General features: G+C 56.1%; 17 protein-coding genes. 11 read left to right on the top strand and 6 right to left on the bottom strand.

What is annotated here, in order from left to right; translation table 11 throughout:
- Position 1 precedes the first annotated feature (1 nt).
- The 3 genes from hemX to hemC are packed head-to-tail and all read right to left on the bottom strand — an operon-like array spanning position 2 to position 2834.
- Positions 2-1132: a uroporphyrinogen-III C-methyltransferase gene (gene hemX, locus ACXKZG_RS21765; RefSeq protein ID WP_151038557.1), complete on the bottom strand. Its 1131-nt coding sequence runs from the start codon at positions 1130-1132 to the stop codon at positions 2-4.
- Between the two features lie 17 nt (positions 1133-1149).
- A complete protein-coding gene (hemD, locus tag ACXKZG_RS21760) occupies positions 1150-1896 on the bottom strand; it encodes a uroporphyrinogen-III synthase (RefSeq protein WP_488875464.1) in 747 nt (248 codons plus the stop codon).
- Complete coding sequence (gene hemC, locus ACXKZG_RS21755; RefSeq protein ID WP_053142056.1) at positions 1893-2834, bottom strand: hydroxymethylbilane synthase; 942 nt, start codon at positions 2832-2834, stop codon at positions 1893-1895. Before hemC ends, hemD begins: the two co-directional genes overlap by 4 nt.
- 286 nt (positions 2835-3120) lie before the next feature.
- Between hemC and ACXKZG_RS21750 the strand changes: the two genes are divergently transcribed.
- The 9 genes from ACXKZG_RS21750 to corA all read left to right on the top strand — a co-directional run bounded on the left by ACXKZG_RS21750 (position 3121) and on the right by corA (position 12749).
- Positions 3121-5676: a class I adenylate cyclase gene (locus tag ACXKZG_RS21750; RefSeq protein WP_013200248.1), complete on the top strand. Its 2556-nt coding sequence runs from the start codon at positions 3121-3123 to the stop codon at positions 5674-5676.
- A 120-nt stretch (positions 5677-5796) separates the two neighbouring features.
- The gene (gene lptM / locus ACXKZG_RS21745) at positions 5797-6033 is read left to right on the top strand and encodes an LPS translocon maturation chaperone LptM (protein ID WP_041691855.1); all 237 of its coding nucleotides are present in this window, start codon (positions 5797-5799) and stop codon (positions 6031-6033) included.
- Positions 6034-6060: 27 nt separating this feature from the next.
- Entirely contained in the window at positions 6061-6885 is an 825-nt protein-coding gene (gene dapF / locus ACXKZG_RS21740; protein WP_013200250.1) for a diaminopimelate epimerase, read from the top strand.
- Positions 6882-7589, top strand: coding sequence for a DUF484 domain-containing protein (locus ACXKZG_RS21735; protein ID WP_013200251.1), 708 nt, complete (start codon positions 6882-6884; stop codon positions 7587-7589). Before dapF ends, ACXKZG_RS21735 begins: the two co-directional genes overlap by 4 nt.
- On the top strand, positions 7586-8494 hold the full coding sequence (gene xerC, locus ACXKZG_RS21730; protein ID WP_053142063.1) for a tyrosine recombinase XerC: 909 nt from the start codon (positions 7586-7588) through the stop codon (positions 8492-8494). The genes ACXKZG_RS21735 and xerC overlap by 4 nt, the downstream gene beginning before the upstream one ends.
- On the top strand, positions 8494-9210 hold the full coding sequence (gene yigB / locus ACXKZG_RS21725; RefSeq protein ID WP_013200253.1) for a 5-amino-6-(5-phospho-D-ribitylamino)uracil phosphatase YigB: 717 nt from the start codon (positions 8494-8496) through the stop codon (positions 9208-9210). Before xerC ends, yigB begins: the two co-directional genes overlap by 1 nt.
- A 57-nt stretch (positions 9211-9267) precedes the next feature.
- On the top strand, positions 9268-11430 hold the full coding sequence (gene uvrD, locus ACXKZG_RS21720) for a DNA helicase II (RefSeq protein WP_013200254.1): 2163 nt from the start codon (positions 9268-9270) through the stop codon (positions 11428-11430).
- Between the two features lie 157 nt (positions 11431-11587).
- Complete coding sequence (gene ysgD / locus ACXKZG_RS21715) at positions 11588-11644, top strand: YsgD/CorL family protein (RefSeq protein WP_371732180.1); 57 nt, start codon at positions 11588-11590, stop codon at positions 11642-11644.
- 151 nt (positions 11645-11795) lie between these two features.
- Complete coding sequence (gene corA, locus ACXKZG_RS21710) at positions 11796-12749, top strand: magnesium/cobalt transporter CorA (protein ID WP_106382071.1); 954 nt, start codon at positions 11796-11798, stop codon at positions 12747-12749.
- A 54-nt stretch (positions 12750-12803) separates the two neighbouring features.
- On the opposite strand, the gene rarD is transcribed toward corA, so the two are convergent.
- Positions 12804-13706 carry an EamA family transporter RarD gene (gene rarD / locus ACXKZG_RS21705; protein ID WP_134823189.1) on the bottom strand — a complete coding sequence of 301 codons (903 nt, stop codon included), beginning with the start codon at positions 13704-13706 and terminating at the stop codon, positions 12804-12806.
- A gap of 66 nt (positions 13707-13772) precedes the next feature.
- Positions 13773-14243 (bottom strand): thioesterase family protein, encoded by a 471-nt coding sequence (locus ACXKZG_RS21700; protein ID WP_041692183.1) that lies wholly within the window; start codon positions 14241-14243, stop codon positions 13773-13775.
- Positions 14244-14414: 171 nt separating this feature from the next.
- Here ACXKZG_RS21700 and pldA point away from each other — a divergent pair, with 171 nt between their 5' ends.
- Together pldA and recQ are read left to right on the top strand one after the other, a co-directional pair.
- Complete coding sequence (pldA, locus tag ACXKZG_RS21695) at positions 14415-15293, top strand: phospholipase A (protein WP_041691856.1); 879 nt, start codon at positions 14415-14417, stop codon at positions 15291-15293.
- A gap of 54 nt (positions 15294-15347) precedes the next feature.
- On the top strand, positions 15348-17174 hold the full coding sequence (recQ, locus tag ACXKZG_RS21690) for an ATP-dependent DNA helicase RecQ (RefSeq protein ID WP_013200259.1): 1827 nt from the start codon (positions 15348-15350) through the stop codon (positions 17172-17174).
- A 46-nt stretch (positions 17175-17220) separates the two neighbouring features.
- Here recQ and rhtB read toward each other — a convergent pair whose 3' ends face one another.
- A complete protein-coding gene (gene rhtB, locus ACXKZG_RS21685) occupies positions 17221-17844 on the bottom strand; it encodes a homoserine/homoserine lactone efflux protein (protein ID WP_013200260.1) in 624 nt (207 codons plus the stop codon).
- Positions 17845-17854 lie beyond the last annotated feature (10 nt).

The raw sequence follows: 17854 nt of genomic DNA, 5'->3' as shown, positions 1-17854 counted from the left end.
CTTATTCTCCCTGCTGCTGTTGCCCGGCACTTGGCTGTGCCAGCAGGTTGCGCACGCGCGTTTGCATCAGTTTATCCAGCATCGGCTGGCTTTGCAGTGCATCCGGAACGTCCATTGAGACGCTTTGCTGGCTCAGGTCGTCCAGCTGGCTGAGAAACGCCTTCGTGGCCGGATCGTGAGTATCAAACCAGGCGCGAACCCAGGTCGACACCGTGTCGATGGACTGCTTATAGATTTGATCCTGATGACGTGGCACGGCCTGCGCCGCAATCAGCAGGCGTGAACGGATGTTTTCACGCAGATAGACATCCTGATTCGGGGCCAGCAGCGGTTCGGCAGTGGTATCGCGACGACGGATGGTAATGAAATCATCCATAAAGTTGTGCCAGCTTTTCACCAGATTCTGACGCCACTCGCGCAGGGAAGAAGAGAGCTCGCCGCTGTCCTGATCCATTGGGCTGCCGTCGGAGTCATTGTCAGCAAGGCGCAGGTTATCAACGCCATTGGAAAGCTGATTCAGTTTGAGGATGATGCCATCGTAATCCACCTGGCTAACGGCAGAAAGCGTGCTGATGTCCTGGGTCAAGGCGCGACGCACATCAATCAGGCTCGGGTCGTTCATATCGGCCAGACTCTGATCGGCGCTTTTAAGCAGTGCAGCCGCGGTGGTGACATCCTGATCGCTCCACAACTTGCGGCCCGCCAGTTTCACCAGATAGTCGGCCTGAGCCAGCAGCCAGGTATGCGCATCATTGCCGGAAATGGTCGCGACTTTCTGTTTAAGCTCATCCAGCTGCTGGCTCATCGCCGTTTGCTGTTGATGGGCAGTGTCTAACGCGCTGCTTTGCGTCGCCAGTTGCTGCACCAGCGTCTGCTTGTCGCTGGCGGCCTGCTGCTGCAGGTCGGAGAGTTGATTAGCCAGCGTCTGGTTAGCCGCAGCCTGCTGTTGAGCCTGGTGTTTACCATTTATATAAAGTCCAACGCCTATCGCCAGCGCGATCGCTATAGCCAGAACGCCCAACGCCGTGCCGGTATTCTTCGGCTTGCGGGGTGGTTTTTGTTCTGCTGTAGTGGTCTCACCCGCTGGGGTGGTTTCTTCAACCATGGCGGAGGAATTTTTTTGTTCCGTCATTGTGGCACATCCCATATTTAAGTTTGTTGTAACGCTCGCAGCAACGCGTCGTTATCGGCACCATCGGCTACCCGTATCTCTCGCCAGCCCAGTTCCCTGGCGCGAGTAGCCAAACGATCACTGACGACAACCAGTCGACAGTGCAGAAGCCATTCCTCACGATCAATCTCAAGGAACAGCGAATAAAGCTGTTGCAGCATTTCGCCACTGGTCACCACCAGCGTATCAATCTGACGATCGCGCCAGCGCCGACCTTCTATTGCACCCTGGTAAATCTTCGCACAACGTTGATAGCATTCAACAAACTGTACAGTAGCGCCGCGCGCTTGCAAGGTCTCTGCCAGCAGTTCACGCCCGCCGTTACCCCTGAGGATCAGCGCGCGCTTGCCCGCAACCTGCTGCAAGGCCGGGAGCTGAATCAATATTTCGCTGGTTTCACGCTCGTGCGGCCAGACAACATCCAGTCCGCTTGCCGCATGCAGGGCCAACGCCGTTGTCCGGCCAATAGCATAATAGTTCAAGCTGGCGGGCCATGATGCCTTCGCGCGCACAAGAGCAGGCTGCGCATAATGAATGGCCTGCTGCGACAGAATAAAAACCAAGTCATCCGGCCGCAGGGTGGCGAGGTGACCGGGCAGGCTGTCGAGATCAACGCCAGGCGTGAATTCAATTAGCGGCATCGCCCAGGCCGCCCGTCCTTGCGTGCGTAAACGGCTTACCAGCTCGTCGGCGGCCGGTGATGGACGGGTGACCAGGATGGTCATGCGGGAGGATTTCCCTGGTAAACTTCGGCAAGGATCTCGCGAGCGCCATTATTCAGCAGCTCTTCGGCCAGCGAGATGCCCATTTTTTCCGCATCGGCCCTTGGCCCACGGCGTTCGCCACGGATCATCGCGGTGCCGTCTGGGGAACCGACCAGCCCACGCAGCCAGAGTTCATCACCCTGCAGCAGCGCAAAGCTACCGATTGGCACCTGGCAGCCACCTTCCAGACGGGTGTTCATTGCCCGCTCCGCTTTCACACGGACGGCGGTGTCGTCATCATTTAAGGCTGACAGCAGCGCGATAGCCTGCGCATCATCCAGACGGCATTCAATGCCGACCGCGCCCTGGCCAACGGCCGGCAAGGATTCTTCCGCCGGCATGGCATAGCGGATGCGATCGCCAAGGCCCAGGCGCTTCAGTCCGGCTACGGCAAGAATGATCGCGTCATAGTCACCCGCATCGAGCTTACCCAGACGCGTGCCGACGTTGCCACGCAGCGATCGGATGATCAAATCTGGTCGACGGGCGCTGAGCTGACATTGACGACGCAGGCTCGATGTTCCCACGACCGCGCCCTGCGGCAGGGCATCAACCGAGTCGTATTGATTAGAAACGAAGGCGTCGAGCGGATCTTCACGCTCGCAGATTGTGACCAGTCCCAGCCCTTCCGGGAAGGCGATTGGCACATCTTTCATCGAATGAACGGCAATATCTGCGCGGTCTTCGAGCATCGCCTGCTCCAGTTCTTTGACGAATAATCCCTTGCCGCCGACCTTAGCCAGCGGCGTGTCGAGGATCACATCACCCTTGGTCACCATCGGGACGAGTTCGACCCGAAGCCCCGGATGGCAAGCCATCAGACGCTGCTGAACATAATGTGCCTGCCAAAGTGCAAGCGGACTTTGCCTGGTGGCAATTCTTAAAATTTTGTCTAACATGCTTCTTACCGTTTTGATCGCTCATTGATTATCCTATCATTGATACGGGAATGCTGTCAGTTTCCACGCTGTCAAACGGCCACCAGCGGACGGATCACGGCATCTAAAACCAGGCAGAACGTAAAACGTGCTAAACTGTTGTGTAGCGCAACTTTCTTTACGGTCAATCTGCCAGGTGTTAGATTGATCACGTTTCCAGCAATAATTCGCCCGACTATTTTTAAATCAAGCGGCGGATTTCGGAAACAGGGTTTTTGTAAGCACTGGGATAATCAGGCGAGACGTCTTGTACCTCTACATAGAGACACTGAAACAGAGACTGGATGCTATCAACCAGCTGCGCGTAGATCGCGCGCTGGCTGCTATGGGACCTTCGTTCCAACAGGTCTACAGTCTGCTGCCAACCTTATTACATTATCATCATCCGCTGATGCCGGGTTACCTCGAAGGTAACGTTCCACATGGCATCAGCTTTTACACGCCTGATGAAAGCCAAATTGATTATCTCAATGATTTAGAAGGTAAATCTGGATCATTCGCTGCTATTCCGCCCCGCGGCGAACTGCCGATTACCGGCGTGTATTCGATGGGTAGTACCTCTTCTGTTGGTCAAAACCTCACCTCCGACCTCGATATCTGGGTCTGCCACCAGTCATGGCTGGATAATGAAGAGCGCCTGGCGCTGCAAAAGAAATGTACCCGCCTGCAGAAATGGTGTGCGTCGATGGGCGTTGAAGTCAGCTTCTTCCTGATTGATGAAAACCGTTTCCGCCATAACGAGAGCGGCAGCCTCGGCGGGGAAGATTGCGGCTCCACGCAGCATATCCTGCTGCTGGATGAGTTTTACCGCACCGCAGTGCGGCTGGCAGGTAAGCGTATTCTGTGGAATATGGTGCCGGGAGAAGAGGAAGAGCATTACGACGATTACGTCATGTCACTCTATCAAAAGGGCGTGTTAACCCCGAACGAGTGGCTTGATTTGGGCGGCCTGGGCACGCTGTCTGCCGAAGAGTATTTCGGAGCCAGCCTGTGGCAGCTGTATAAAAGTATCGATTCTCCGTACAAAGCGGTGTTGAAAACCCTGTTGCTGGAAGCCTACTCGTGGGAATACCCGAGTACTCAGCTGCTGGCGATGGACATCAAGCAGCGCCTGCACGACGGTGAAATCGTTTCTTACGGCCTCGACCCTTACTGCATGATGCTGGAAAGAGTGACGTATTACCTCACCAGCATTGACGATCATGCCCGTCTGGATCTGGTTCGCCGCTGCTTCTATCTGAAAGTCTGCGAAAAGCTGTCGGTTGATCATGGCAAGTCTGGCTGGCGGCGCGAAATTCTTAATCAGCTGGTGACGGAATGGGGTTGGGATGCGGATCGCATCACGATGCTGGACAGCCGCGCCGACTGGAAAATTGAACGGGTGCGTGAAGCCCACAACGAACTGCTGGATGCGATGATGCAGAGTTATCGCAACCTGATCCGCTTCGCCCGTCGTAACAACCTGAGCGTTAGCGCCAGCCCGCAGGATATCGGGGTGTTGACCCGTAAACTGTACGCGGCTTTTGAAGCGCTGCCGGGCAAAGTGACGCTGGTGAACCCGCAGATTTCGCCGGATCTTTCTGAATCGCATCTGACCTTTATTCATGTGCCGCATGGCCGTGCCAACCGCGCGGGCTGGTATTTGTATAATCAGTCGCCGGATATGCAATCGATCATCAGCCATCAACCGCTGGAATATAACCGTTACCTGAATAAGCTGGTGGCCTGGGCCTGGTTTAACGGCCTGCTGACCAGCAAAACCCGCCTGCACATTAAAGGCAATGAAATCTGTGACCTCGCCAGATTACAGGAGCTGGTCGCTGACGTGTCGCACCACTTCCCGTTGCGGGTGCCCTCACCAACGCCGAAAGCGCTCTACAGTCCCTGTGAAATCCGCCATCTGGCCATTATCGTTAACCTCGAATATGACCCGACCGCCGCTTTCCGCAATCAGGTGGTGCATTTTGACTTCCGTAAGCTGGACGTCTTCAGCTTTGGTCAGCAGCAGCAGTGCCTGATTGGCAGCATCGATCTGCTTTATCGCAACTCGTGGAATGAAGTGCGCACGCTGCACTTTAATGGCGAGCAGGCGATGATCGAAGGATTGAAAACCATCCTTGGCAAAATGCACCAGGATGCTGCGCCGCCAGACTCAGTGGAAGTGTTCTGCTACAGCCAGCATTTGCGCGGATTAATCCGTACCCGCGTTCAGCAGTTGGTGTCGGAATGCATCGAGCTGCGCCTGTCCAGCACCCGTCTGGAACCCGGGCGTTTCAAAGCGGTACGTGTGGCAGGTCAGACCTGGGGTCTGTTCTTTGAACGGCTGAGCGTGTCGGTGCAGAAGCTGGAAAACGCCGTCGAATTCTATGGCGCTATCTCCAACAACAAATTACATGGCCTGTCGATCAAGGTGGAAACCGATCAGACGCGCCTGCCTGCTGTCGTAAATGGCTACGCCAGCGAAGGGCTCATCCAGTTCTTCTTCGAAGATACCAAAGACGATTTCGGCTTTAATATCTACATTCTGGATGAAACCAACCGGGTAGAGATTTATCACCATTGTGAAGGCAGTAAAGAGGATCTGGTGCGCGACGTGAGCCGCTTCTACTCCTCTTCACACGATCGCTTCACCTACGGCTCGAGCTTTATCAACTTCAATCTGCCGCAGTTCTACCAGATTGTGAATGTTGACGACCGTTTCCAGGTCATCCCTTTCCGCAGCCAGACGCTGGCCCAACTTTGCGCCACCGTCTCGGATAACGATCCGAACGGCGACTACGCCCAACGCTATCAAATGCATTGATGTCATGGCGGGATGCTTTCCGCTACTGACTGTGACATCGAATCAGCTTTTCCTGTTGCTTTTAGCACTTCACCTGCGATGATAGACAACAAACAGGCCCTGATAACGAGCAGAATAAGCATGAACAAAATGATTTGCCGGATGGCGCTGGTGCTGGCTGTAGTCAGCCTGGCAGGGTGCGGACTGAAAGGACCTTTGTACTTCCCGCCGCAGGAAAAGCCAAAGCAGCAAACCACTGAGAGCACCAAAAAGACACCCGCGACCGCCACGGATCAGCGCGCTGTCACGACGCCAGCTCAGAATGGAACGCAGAGCCAGCCTTCGACCACCGAACCGGAAACGCAAACGGCTCAGTAAACTATGACGCACTCGTTGGAGCCAAAAATGCAGTTCTCCAAAATGCACGGTCTGGGCAATGACTTTATGGTGGTCGATGCCGTGACGCAAAACGTCTATTTTTCTCCAGAATTGATCCGGCGTCTGGCGGATCGTCATCTGGGGATCGGTTTCGATCAGCTGCTGATCGTCGAGCCACCGTACGATCCCGATCTCGACTTCCATTACCGTATTTTCAACGCTGATGGCAGTGAAGTTGCCCAGTGCGGCAATGGCGCGCGCTGTTTTGCCCGCTTCGTGCGGTTGAAAGGGCTGACCAACAAAAATGATATTCGCGTCAGCACCCAGACCGGGCGTATGGTGCTTAGCGTCACGCAGGATGAGCTGGTTTGCGTCAACATGGGTGAACCCAACTTCGATCCGCAACAGGTGCCGTTCCGCGCCAATAAAGCCGAGAACCTCTACCTGATGCGCGTTGCTGAGCAGACCATCATGTGTGGCGTGGTGTCGATGGGTAATCCTCACTGCGTACTGCAAGTGGACAGCGTGAAAACCGCCGCTGTCGAAAGTCTGGGGCCGGTGCTGGAAAGTCACGATCGCTTCCCTGAGCGCGTTAACGTCGGCTTTATGGAAGTGGTCAGCCGTGAACACATCCGCCTGCGCGTGTATGAGCGTGGCGCGGGTGAAACTCAGGCCTGCGGTAGCGGAGCCTGTGCGGCGGTTGCCGTCGGCATTCAGCAGGCGCTGCTGGCTGAAAAAGTACGCGTCGATCTGCCTGGCGGCAGCTTAAACATTGCCTGGAAAGGCCCGGGACATCCGCTGTATATGACCGGTCCAGCCACTCACGTTTATGACGGATTTATTCATTTATGAAAAATGTCGGAGAACAACAGGCGACCAGCGAATTGCTGCTGGACGATCGAGCGGTCAGCGAGTTCCTGCTGCAAAATCCGGACTTCTTTATCCGTAATGCCCGTCAGGTTGAGCAGATGCTGGTGCCCCATCCGGTGCGCGGTACGGTCTCGCTGGTGGAGTGGCAGCTGGCTCGCCAGCGCAACCATATCACCCAGTTAGAAGAAGAGATCACCCTGCTGATGGAGCAGGCCAGCGCGAATCAGCAGCTGTTTGACCGCCTGTTATCCCTGCAGGCCCGCCTTGCGGCCGCAGACAGCCTGCACGATATGCTTAATCGCCTGCATCGCTGGGCCAGAGAGCTGGGGCTGGCAGGCGCTAACGTCCGCCTGTTCAGCGAGAAATGGCGGATTGGCGCGCCTTCTGACTTCACTCAGCTCGCGCTTTCCCGACACGCTTTTGAATCCGTCCGCATCCAGCGGCTGGGTAAACAGCAGCATTACCTGGGCAGCCTGAATGGCCCTGAGCTGTTGCTGTTGCTGCCTCAGGCCAAAGCGATTGGTTCGGTGGCGATGTCGCTGATGGGCGAACAGGGCGATCTGGGCGTGCTGATTTTCAGCAGCCGTGACACGCAGCATTATCAGTCAGGCATGGGAACCGTGCTGTTACAGCACCTCTCTCTGATGCTGCCCGATCTGCTGACGCGCTGGGTCGAACGCGCATGAGCAGTGACTCGCCTCTACAACCCGCCGTAGAGGGATTCCTGCGCTACCTGAAGGTAGAGCGCCAGCTCAGTCCGCTGACTCAAATCAATTACCAACGCCAGCTTGCCGCCTGCCTTGCCTTGCTCACCGAGATGAAGCTAACGGCCTGGGACAAGCTGGATGCGGCGCAGGTGCGTTCGCTGGCGGCCCGCAGCCGTCGCGGCGGCCTGAAACCGGCCAGCCTGGCCTTACGTCTGTCCGCCCTTCGCAGCTTCCTCGACTGGCAAATCAGCCAGGGCGTGCTGAAAGCCAATCCGGCAAAAGGCGTAGCCACGCCGCGCGCGCCGCGCCATCTGCCGAAGAATATCGATGTGGATGAAGTCAGCCAGCTGCTGGATATCGACCTGAACGATCCGCTGGCGGTGCGCGACCGCGCCATGCTCGAAATTATGTACGGTGCCGGATTGCGTCTTTCAGAGCTGGTGGGCATCGATACCGGCCATCTGGACTTAGCTTCGGGCGAAGTGTGGGTGGTGGGTAAAGGCAGCAAGGAGCGACGCTTGCCGATTGGCCGCACCGCCGTGCAATGGATGGAACACTGGCTGGAAATGCGCGAACTGTTTGCACCCGAAGACCAGGCGGTCTTCCTGTCGAAATACGGTAAACGCATGTCCGCCCGCAACGTGCAAAAGCGCTTCGCCGAGTGGGGCGTGAAGCAGGGCGTTTCCAGCCATATTCACCCGCATAAATTGCGCCACTCTTTTGCCACCCATATGCTGGAATCCAGCGGTGATTTGCGCGCGGTGCAGGAGTTACTGGGTCATGCCAATCTCAGCACCACACAGATTTATACCCATCTCGACTTCCAACACCTGGCGTCGGTTTACGATGCTGCCCATCCCCGTGCCAAACGAGGAAAATCCTGATGCACTTTTACCGACCGCTGCGACCGATTGCCGCGATGACCTTTGATCTGGATGACACGCTGTACGACAACTATCCGGTGATCATGCGTACCACTGAAGAGTCGCACGCTTTCCTGCAGTCTTATCATCCGGCCTTAAACCATTTCAGCGTTGAGCAATATCAGCAGCTGCGCGACAGCCTGCGCGAGCAGGAGCCAGACATTTATCACGATGTCAGCGAGTGGCGACGCCGCGCGGTGGAACTGGCGATGCTGAATGCCGGCCTGACGCCGCGCGAATCCGAAGAAGGTTCACGCGCAGCGATGGCGCACTTCGCTCACTGGCGCAGCAAGATCGACGTGCCGGAAGAGACCCATCAGACGCTGGCCACGCTGGCAAAACAGATCCCGCTGGTGGCGATCACCAACGGTAACGCTGAGCCGCACCTGTTTGGTCTGGACAAGTACTTCCAGTTTATCCTGCGTGCCGGTCCGGATGGCCGCGCCAAGCCGTATGACGATATGTATCACGTTGCGGCTGAGAAGCTGAATCTGCCGCTACAGAGTATTCTGCATGTGGGCGATGACCTGACGACTGACGTTGCGGGTTCAGTGCGTTGCGGTATGCAGGCCTGCTGGATCAATCTGCGCAAAGGCAACCTGATGCATATCGCAGATTCCCGCCTGCTTCCCACGCTGGAAATTTCGCAGTTGGCATCGCTGACTGCGCTGATATAATAGACTGGTTAAATATCCAGTGGAGCGCGTGGCGCTCCCCCTTTCCTGACGGTGCCTATGGACGTTTCTGACCTGCTAGACAGCTTGAATGACAAACAACGCGACGCCGTTGCCGCGCCGCGCAGCAACTTGCTGGTGCTGGCTGGTGCTGGCAGCGGCAAGACACGCGTGCTGGTTCATCGTATTGCCTGGCTGATGGCCGTTGAAAACTGCTCACCTTATTCGATTATGGCGGTGACCTTCACCAACAAAGCGGCGGCAGAGATGCGTCATCGCATAGAGCAGCTGATCGGCACCAGTCAGGGCGGAATGTGGATTGGGACTTTCCATGGCCTGGCGCACCGTTTGCTGCGTGCGCACCACCTGGACGCCAATCTGCCACAGGATTTTCAGATTCTGGACAGTGAAGATCAGCTGAGGTTGTTGAAGCGCCTGATCAAAGCGATGAATCTGGATGACAAGCAGTGGCCCGCGCGTCAGGCGATGTGGTACATCAACGGCAAGAAAGACGAAGGGCTGCGCCCGAAACATATCGAAAGCTACGGCAATCCGGTTGAGCAAACCTGGTTACGCATTTACCAGGCCTATCAGGAAGCCTGCGATCGCGCCGGGCTGGTGGATTTTGCCGAACTGCTGCTGCGTGCTCACGAGCTGTGGCTCAACAAACCGCATATCCTCAACCACTATCGCGAGCGTTTTACCAACGTGCTGGTGGATGAGTTCCAGGATACCAACAACATTCAGTACGCCTGGATCCGCATGCTGGCAGGTGACACCGGCAAGGTGATCATTGTTGGCGATGACGATCAGTCCATTTATGGCTGGCGTGGTGCGCAGGTCGAAAACATTCAGCGTTTCCTGACCGACTTCAAAGGGGCCGAAACGGTTCGTCTTGAGCAGAACTATCGCTCGACCAATAACATCCTTAAAGCCGCTAACACTCTGATCGCCAATAACAATGGCCGTCTGGGTAAAGAGCTGTGGACCGATGGCAAAGATGGCGAACCGATTTCGATTTACTGCGCCTTTAACGAGCTGGATGAAGCCCGCTTTGTGGTCAACCGCATTAAGGTGTGGATGGAAAACGGCGGGGCGCTGAAAGACTGCGCCATCCTGTATCGCAGTAATGCCCAGTCGCGCGTGCTGGAAGAGGCCTTGCTGCAAACCAGCATGCCTTACCGCATTTATGGCGGTCAGCGCTTCTTCGAACGTCAGGAAATCAAAGATGCGCTGGCGTATCTGCGAATGATCTCCAACCGTAACGACGATGCGGCATTTGAACGTGTGGTGAACACGCCAACCCGCGGCATCGGCGATCGTACGCTGGACGTTGTGCGTCAGACCGCCCGCGAACGTCAGCTGACCTTGTGGCAGAGTACCCGCGCGCTGTTGCAGGAAAAAGCGCTGGCTGGTCGCGCCGCTTCTGCTCTGCAGCGCTTCACCGAGCTGGTGGATTCGCTGGCGCAGGAAACCAGTGAAATGCCACTGCACGTGCAGACTGACCGGGTGATCAAGGATTCCGGCCTGTGGTTGATGTACGACCAGGAGAAGGGCGAGAAGGGCCAGGCGCGTATTGAAAACCTTGAGGAGCTGGTCAACGCCACCCGGCAGTACAGCTATCAGGATGAAGATGAAGATCTGATGCCGTTGCAGGCATTCCTCTCACATGCTGCGCTGGAGGCGGGCGAAGGTCAGGCCGACAAATGGCAGGATGCGGTGCAACTGATGACCATGCACGCCGCCAAAGGTCTGGAATTTATTCAGGTGTTTATCGTCGGCATGGAAGAGGGCATGTTCCCCAGCCAGATGTCGCTGGAAGAGGGCGGCCGGCTGGAAGAGGAACGGCGCCTGGCGTATGTCGGCGTGACGCGAGCGATGCAAAAGCTCACCCTGACCTACGCTGAAACCCGCCGCCTTTATGGCAAAGAGGTGAATCACCGTCCTTCCCGCTTTATCGGCGAACTGCCGGTTGAGTGCATCGAGGAAGTTCGCCTGCGCGCCAGCGTCAGCCGGCCGGTTAACCATCAGCGTATGGGCACGCCGCTGGCACAGAATGACAGTGGCTTTGCGCTGGGCCAGCGGGTGCGGCATGCCAAGTTTGGTGAAGGTACCATCGTTAATCTGGAAGGCAGCGGGGAACACAGCCGTCTTCAGGTGGCATTTCAGGGGCAGGGCATCAAATGGCTGGTCGCTGCCTATGCGAAGCTTGAAGCAGTTTAATCACGTTTACGGGGTGAGTTTTTCGTCACCCCGATCCTCTCTCCTGCTCGCTTAACACTTGTCAATATTTGTTGCGTATTTATGCTGGTACGGTTGTTGACGCCATTTTCAGCACAGCGTAACATGCGCGCACCATTACCCTAAGAGGACATTCGCCTTGGACACACCCAGTACCTACTGGCTCATTGACCTGCAATCCAGGTACAACTCCTAAGGCTATCCTCTTCTGCTGATAGCCTTCGCGGTTGTTGGCGACCTCGCATTTCCGTCGCTCTGAGTCAGATGCTGTTGCTGACCGAAACGCTCTCGTTTCCTGTGTACAAGCGTATTGTCCCATTCTGATACTGTGAATTGGGAGTACAGCTATGCTGAGCGCATTTAAACTGGATAAAAGCCGCTTAACCCGCCTTGAGCTGGAAGAGCCGAACGACGAGCTGTCCAGCTCCGTTTGGGTCGACCTGATCGAGCCGGAAGAAAATGAGCGTGACCGTGTCCAGAACGAGCTGGGCCAGAGCCTGGCCACCCGGCCTGAATTGGAAGACATCGAAGCCTCAGCACGTTTCTTTGAAGATGAAGACGGCCTGCATATCCACTCCTTTTTCTTCTATGAAGATGCGGATGACCACGCCGGTAACTCCACCGTGGCCTTCACCATTCGTGAAGGGCGTCTGTACACGCTGCGCGAGCGCGAACTGCCTGCTTTTCGTCTCTACAGGATGCGTGCCCGTAACCAGATCCTGATCGACGGGAATGCCTACGAGCTGTTGCTGGATCTGTTCGAGACCAAAATTGAACAGCTGGCGGATGAAATCGAAAACATCTACAGCGATCTGGAAAAGCTCAGCCGCGTGATTATGGAAGGTCAGCAGGGCGACGAATTCGATGGTGCGCTGTCGACGCTGGCCGAGCTGGAAGATATCGGCTGGAAGGTGCGTTTGTGTCTGATGGATACCCAGCGCGCGCTGAACTTCCTGGTGCGTAAAGCGCGTTTGCCGGGCAATCAGCTGGAGCAGGCACGTGAAATCCTGCGAGATATCGAATCGCTGCTGCCGCATAACGAATCGCTGTTCCAGAAGGTTAACTTCCTGATGCAGGCGGCGATGGGCTTTATCAATATCGAACAGAACCGCATCATCAAGATCTTCTCGGTGGTCTCGGTAGTGTTCCTGCCGCCAACGCTGGTGGCATCCAGCTACGGGATGAACTTCGAGTTTATGCCCGAGCTGAAATGGAGCTTTGGTTACCCAGGCGCGATTACGCTGATGATCCTGGCAGGGCTGGCGCCTTACGCCTACTTCAAGCGTAAAAACTGGCTTTAATCCCGGCTGCAAAAAACGAAAACCCCGCGCAAGCGGGGTTTTTTGTTTCAACACTCAGGCCAGACCTGGCTGCCTGCTCCGCTTCAGCGTCCACACCGCATCCAGAATAAACAGTGCCAGCGCGGCCCAGATAAAGCTGAAGGTCACCACTTTATCAGGCGTCATCTGCTCACCATAAAACACCACGGCCAGCAGGAACATCAGCGTCGGGCCCAGATACTGGAAGAAGCCAACGGTCGACAGGCGCAGCCTGCTACAGGCGGCAGTAAACAGCATTAGCGGAATGGTGGTGACGATCCCGGCGGCCACCAGCAACAGGTTCAGCGTCAGTGGATTCTGGCTCAGGTGGCTGGTGCTGGAATCAGCAATGCCAAACAGGTAAATAGCTGCCACCGGCAGCAGCCAGCTGGTTTCGACCAACATGCCGGTCTGGGCATCCACACCAATCTTTTTGCGGATCAGGCCATAGGCGGAAAAGGTGACCGCCAGCCCGATAGCAATGATCGGCACCGAACCAAACTTCCACAGCTGAATGAGCACACCACAGGCGGCCAGCGCCACTGCCAGCCACTGCAGGCGACGAAAGCGTTCTTTCAGGAATACCATGCCCACCACCACGTTCAGCAGCGGATTGATAAAGTAACCCAGGCTGGCTTCCAGGATATGCTGATTATTCACCGCCCAGATAAAAATCAGCCAGTTTGCACAGATAACCGTGGCCGAGACCGCCAGCATCAGGATCTTTTTCGGCTGCTGCAGGATCAGCTTCACTTTGGCCCAGTTCCGGCTGAGACTGACCAGCAACAGCATAAAGAAGAATGACCAAATCACCCGGTGCGTCATGATTTCGCCCGGCGCGACCTGTTGCAGAAGTTTGAAATAGGCTGGGGCAATACCCCAGATAAAATAGGCGCCGAGGGCAAAAAAGATCCCCTGGCGGGTGTGTTGCGCATCCATGAAAACAGGCTCCATCAGGTCTAATGTAGGGGTGTAGGGACTGCTATTGACGGCATGATGAGCGCATTAACCCGTCAGGTACGTGGCCGTAGCGCTGGCAATATACAGGCCCGTGTCGTTATGCAGTTCAACGCGCGCGACCGAGACCTTATTGCCGCCCCGCAGCAGGCTGCTGGTGGCAATAAACCGCTCTCCGCGACCCGGACGGAGATAATCGACCCGCAGATCGATGGTGCCCATACGCGATAATCGCTGACGCAGCTCCTCTTCGGTAATACTCTCCTGACGCGTCAACGCGCTGCTGACGCAGACCAGACCGGCCGCCACGTCCAGCACTGACGCGATCACGCCACCGTGCAAAATCTTCTGCGCCACATTGCCCACCAGCTGGGTCTGATTGGCAAAGCTCAGCTCGGCGTAATCGGGTTCCAGCCGGTCTAAATGCAGGCCCAGCGCCTGGTTAAACGGCATATGATAAACAAAAATGTCACCGATCAGGCGGCGCGCGGCATCCTGAGTCAGAGGGACTGCAGACATCATGAGAATTCCTTTGCGGCAATGTCATTTTAATGGGAAGCAGCTGGCCATATTAGGCTCAGGCGGGTCAGGTTTCCACTTTACAAAAACAGCGCTAATGCCACACTCGCTTTCTGTGTAGAATGGCGTGCTTTTTATCCACTTATCCCTTTATTCGCTCTGGAGAACATTATGCCTATGCTGAGAGGATTGCTGGTTGCAGCCTTCCTGTTTCCCACGTTAGTTCTGGCACAAGAGGCCACGGTCACTGAGGTCCATGACAAGCCCGCCGTGCCTGGCAGTATCATTGCTAACCTGTTGGAAAAGCATGACAACCCTTTCGTTCTTTTCCCGTACGAAAGTAACTATGTTCTGTATACCGACACCAGCAACATCAATAAAGATGCGATCCAGACCTATAACTGGGGCAATAAAGCCAAGCATGATGAAGTGAAATTCCAGCTTAGCCTGGCGTTTCCGCTGTGGCGTGGCATTTTGGGTGATAACTCAGTGCTGGCGGCGTCTTATACGCAAAGCAACTGGTGGCAGCTTTCAAACCGCGGTGCGTCTTCACCGTTTCGTGAAACTGACTACCAGCCACAGATCTTCGTGGGATGGGCAACGGATTACACCTTTGCCGGCTGGACGCTGCGAGATATCGAAACCGGTCTGAACCACCAGTCCAACGGACGCTCAGAACCGACGTCGCGAAGCTGGAACCGTGTCTATGCGCGTTTGATGGCGCAGAACGGCAACTGGATGGTCGAAGCCAAACCCTGGTACCGCCTTCCAGAAAATGAAAATAATGATGATAACCCGGATATCACTAAGTACATGGGGTATTATCGCCTGACCGTTGGCTATCAGTGGGGCGAGAGCATTTTCAGCGTGAAGAGCAACTATAACTGGAACAGCGGTTATGGCGGCGCGGAAATGGGCTGGAGCTACCCGATGACCAATCACGTTCGCTTCTACACTCAGGTGTTCAGCGGCTATGGTGAATCACTGATTGACTACAATCACCGCCAGACGCGCGTGGGTGTGGGCGTGATGTTGAACGACCTGTTTTAATGTTTTTGGGTGAGTGGTTGACGCCGCTCACCCCTCATCAGATTTGGGGAATACGTGTCAACGGCAGTTATTAATCAGGAAGCGCTGGCGGAACAGGTACTGCAAGAGACCTTCGGCTACCAGCACTTTCGCCCAGGACAACAATCGATCATTCAGGCCTCACTGAACGGGCGTGACTGCCTGGTCGTGATGCCGACCGGCGGCGGTAAGTCGCTCTGCTATCAAATCCCTGCGCTGGTAAGAGAAGGCCTGACGCTGGTGGTCTCTCCGCTGATCTCGCTGATGAAAGATCAGGTGGATCAGCTGCTGGCTAACGGCGTTTCGGCCGCTTGCCTCAACTCCACCCAGACCCGTGAAGAGCAGCAGGAGGTGATGGCCGGTTGCCGTACGGGTAAAGTGCGGCTGCTGTATATCGCGCCTGAACGCCTGATGATGGATAACTTCCTCGACAATCTGCTGCACTGGAATCCAGCCATGCTGGCGGTCGATGAAGCGCACTGTATTTCTCAGTGGGGCCATGATTTCCGTCCTGAATACGGCGCCCTGGGCCAGCTACGCCAGCGCCTGCCTGATGTGCCGGTGATGGCCCTGACGGCCACGGCGGATGAAACCACCCGCAATGATATTGCGCGTCTGCTTCAGTTGGACGATCCGCTGATCCAAATCAGCAGCTTCGACCGCCCGAATATCCGCTACACGCTGGTCGAAAAATTCAAACCCACCGAGCAGCTGCTCCGCTACGTGCAGGATCAACGGGGCAAGTGCGGCATCATTTACTGTAACAGCCGGGCGAAAGTGGAAGACACCGCCGCCAGGTTGCAAAGCCGTGGGCTGAGCGTCGGCGCCTATCATGCCGGGATGGACAATGCCCATCGCGCGCAGGTTCAGGAAGCTTTCCAACGCGATGACCTGCAAATCGTTGTCGCCACGGTGGCGTTCGGCATGGGCATCAACAAGCCCAACGTACGCTTTGTGGTGCACTTTGATATCCCACGCAACATCGAGTCCTATTATCAGGAAACCGGACGCGCCGGGCGCGATGGCCTGCCTGCCGAAGCCCTGATGCTGTACGATCCGGCCGATATGGCCTGGCTGCGCCGCTGCCTGGATGAAAAAGCGCCGGGTCCGTTGCAGGACATTGAGCGACATAAGCTGAACGCTATGGGTGCCTTTGCGGAAGCGCAAACCTGCCGTCGACTGGTGCTACTGAATTACTTTGGCGAAGGTCGTCAGCAGCCTTGCGACAACTGCGATATCTGCCTCGATCCGCCACGCCGGTATGATGGCCTGGTGGAAGCGCAGAAAGCATTATCCGGTATTTATCGCGTTGGGCAGCGTTTCGGTATGGGCTACATTGTTGAAGTGCTGAGAGGCGCGAACAATCAGCGTATCCGCGATATGCAGCACGACAAATTGCCGATTTACGGCATTGGTAAAGATCAGAGCCATGAACACTGGGTGAGCGTGCTGCGTCAGCTGATCCACCTCGGGCTGGTGACGCAAAACATTGCGATGCACTCTGCCCTACAGCTTACGGAAGCGGCCCGACCGGTCCTCAGGGGCGAAGCCTCACTGATGCTGGCGGTGCCAAGGCTGGTAACGGTCAAAACCCGCAGCAGCAGCCAGAAATCTTACGGCGGCAATTACGATCGCAAGCTGTTCGCCAAGCTGCGGAAATTACGCAAAGCGATTGCCGACGAAAACAACGTCCCGCCGTATGTGGTGTTCAACGATGCCTCGCTGATTGAAATGGCCGAGCAGATGCCGATCACCGCATCAGAGATGCTGGGCGTCAACGGGGTAGGGCAGAAGAAGCTGGAGCGATTTGGTAAGCCGTTTATGGTGATGATCCGGGATCACGTCGATGGTGACGAAGAGTAAGGCAATCAGAGGCCGGGCTGGCTGCCCGGCCTTTTCGCTTCGCCTGTCAGGCAATGCGTCGGGCTGAGGCCAGCAACGCACCCACCGCCATAAACATCCCGCCAAAGGTTCTGTTCAGCAACTTCATCTGCTTTGGCCCTTTGATCCAGCCCGCGATGCGCGTTGCTAATGTGGCATAGCCAATCATCACAATGATATCGACCACCACCGTCGTCACGCCCAGCACCAGATACTGAATCGCCTGCGGCTGATGCGGAATGATGAACTGCGGGAACAGCGCCGCCAGAAAGACAATGCTCTTCGGATTGGTCAGGTTAACCAACACCGCCCGCTTAAACAGCTTGCGACGTGGCATGGCTTTCGCCACGGCTTGCAGATCGATACCGCCGCCAGAGCGCCACTGCTGGATGCCCAGCCAGACCAGATAGGCCGCACCTGCCCACTTCAGAATTTCAAACGCCAAAACGGACTGGGAGAACAGCGCGCCCAGCCCAATGCCGACCAGCACAATGTGCAGCGACAGACCGACCTGCAGGCCAGAAATAGAGGCAACCGCGCCACGATAGCCATGGCTGATGCCGGTGCTCATGGTATTAATGGCACCCGAACCCGGGGAAAGACTTAAAATGCTGGTTGTAAGAAGATAAGCCAGCCACCACTCGATGGTCATGGGTAACGCT

This window comes from Erwinia sp. 2186, assembly GCF_057812255.1.
Note: the sequence above shows the minus strand (reverse complement) of the source record. Positions and strands in the feature narration are given on the sequence as shown.

Coding starts and splice junctions, on each gene's coding strand:
- hemX (WP_151038557.1), bottom strand. CDS start 1,132: ATGACGGAACAAAAAAATTCCTCCGCCATGGTTGAAGAAACCACCCCA.
- hemD (WP_488875464.1), bottom strand. CDS start 1,896: ATGACCATCCTGGTCACCCGTCCATCACCGGCCGCCGACGAGCTGGTA.
- hemC (WP_053142056.1), bottom strand. CDS start 2,834: ATGTTAGACAAAATTTTAAGAATTGCCACCAGGCAAAGTCCGCTTGCA.
- lptM (WP_041691855.1), top strand. CDS start 5,797: ATGAACAAAATGATTTGCCGGATGGCGCTGGTGCTGGCTGTAGTCAGC.
- dapF (WP_013200250.1), top strand. CDS start 6,061: ATGCAGTTCTCCAAAATGCACGGTCTGGGCAATGACTTTATGGTGGTC.
- ACXKZG_RS21735 (WP_013200251.1), top strand. CDS start 6,882: ATGAAAAATGTCGGAGAACAACAGGCGACCAGCGAATTGCTGCTGGAC.
- xerC (WP_053142063.1), top strand. CDS start 7,586: ATGAGCAGTGACTCGCCTCTACAACCCGCCGTAGAGGGATTCCTGCGC.
- yigB (WP_013200253.1), top strand. CDS start 8,494: ATGCACTTTTACCGACCGCTGCGACCGATTGCCGCGATGACCTTTGAT.
- uvrD (WP_013200254.1), top strand. CDS start 9,268: ATGGACGTTTCTGACCTGCTAGACAGCTTGAATGACAAACAACGCGAC.
- corA (WP_106382071.1), top strand. CDS start 11,796: ATGCTGAGCGCATTTAAACTGGATAAAAGCCGCTTAACCCGCCTTGAG.
- rarD (WP_134823189.1), bottom strand. CDS start 13,706: ATGGATGCGCAACACACCCGCCAGGGGATCTTTTTTGCCCTCGGCGCC.
- ACXKZG_RS21700 (WP_041692183.1), bottom strand. CDS start 14,243: ATGTCTGCAGTCCCTCTGACTCAGGATGCCGCGCGCCGCCTGATCGGT.
- pldA (WP_041691856.1), top strand. CDS start 14,415: ATGCCTATGCTGAGAGGATTGCTGGTTGCAGCCTTCCTGTTTCCCACG.
- rhtB (WP_013200260.1), bottom strand. CDS start 17,844: ATGACCATCGAGTGGTGGCTGGCTTATCTTCTTACAACCAGCATTTTA.